This is a genomic window from Moraxella sp., assembly GCF_024227015.1.
Classification (GTDB): Bacteria; Pseudomonadota; Gammaproteobacteria; order Pseudomonadales; family Moraxellaceae; genus Moraxella.
Window position 1 is genome coordinate 1 of record NZ_JAAELD010000070.1, and the last position, 622, is coordinate 622.

The 622-nt window shown below is 50.6% G+C and carries 1 protein-coding gene; it reads right to left on the reverse strand.

Going from position 1 to position 622, the window contains the following annotated elements:
• Nucleotides 1–8 precede the first annotated feature (8 nt).
• The gene (locus tag GY683_RS01515; protein ID WP_297287074.1) at nucleotides 9–389 is read right to left on the reverse strand and encodes a hypothetical protein; all 381 of its coding nucleotides are present in this window, start codon (nucleotides 387–389) and stop codon (nucleotides 9–11) included.
• Nucleotides 390–622 lie beyond the last annotated feature (233 nt).

A 622-nucleotide genomic window follows, 5' to 3' on the forward strand; every position in this document is an offset into this window, starting at 1 on the left:
GGGGCAGATCAGCCTCGCGGAGGACGGTAAAAACCTTGGAGCGTGGCAAGGACCACAGAGGCGTCAGCCCAGTGTCGCGATCGGTCTGCTGACGACTGATCGCATGCCAACTGCGCCTGCTTTAGTCCAATAATGTGGATATGGCAATCGCCAAAGCCATGGAATGCCTCACCATTTTCGCTAAATCTTTGATCATGAGTAGCTAAATCAAGATCACCCGTATCGGTAGCAAAAATAACTTTTTCAAAGACTGCTTCACTTGCCTCAAACACATGGGCATCGGCTTTTGCAATGCTGAAATTCAGAGCAGCCGAAAGCAATATGGCCAACCCGATTTTAGCAATACGAATGGCGGACAAATACTTCATATTGGTTAGTTTACTGGGCATGTCGCCTATGATCCACCGGTTTTTAGTATCCACCCATTAGTCCAACCCACCCCATCAGACCCCTTGATAGCGATCCTTGGGGCGCATGCAGCGAAAGCTAACTTTGTCCCGCACTGTGTGAATTCAGGCGCAGTGCAGCGAAGGTCGGTTACTGCTCTTCAAAACCTGACTGACATCGCCAGCCATAAGGCAGGGGAAGGGAGGTTTTGCTTGGTGCGCAGCACCAACCCTAC

Excerpts from the sequence above, each read along its gene's own strand:
- GY683_RS01515 (WP_297287074.1), bottom strand. The coding sequence starts at position 389 with ATGCCCAGTAAACTAACCAATATGAAGTATTTGTCCGCCATTCGTATT.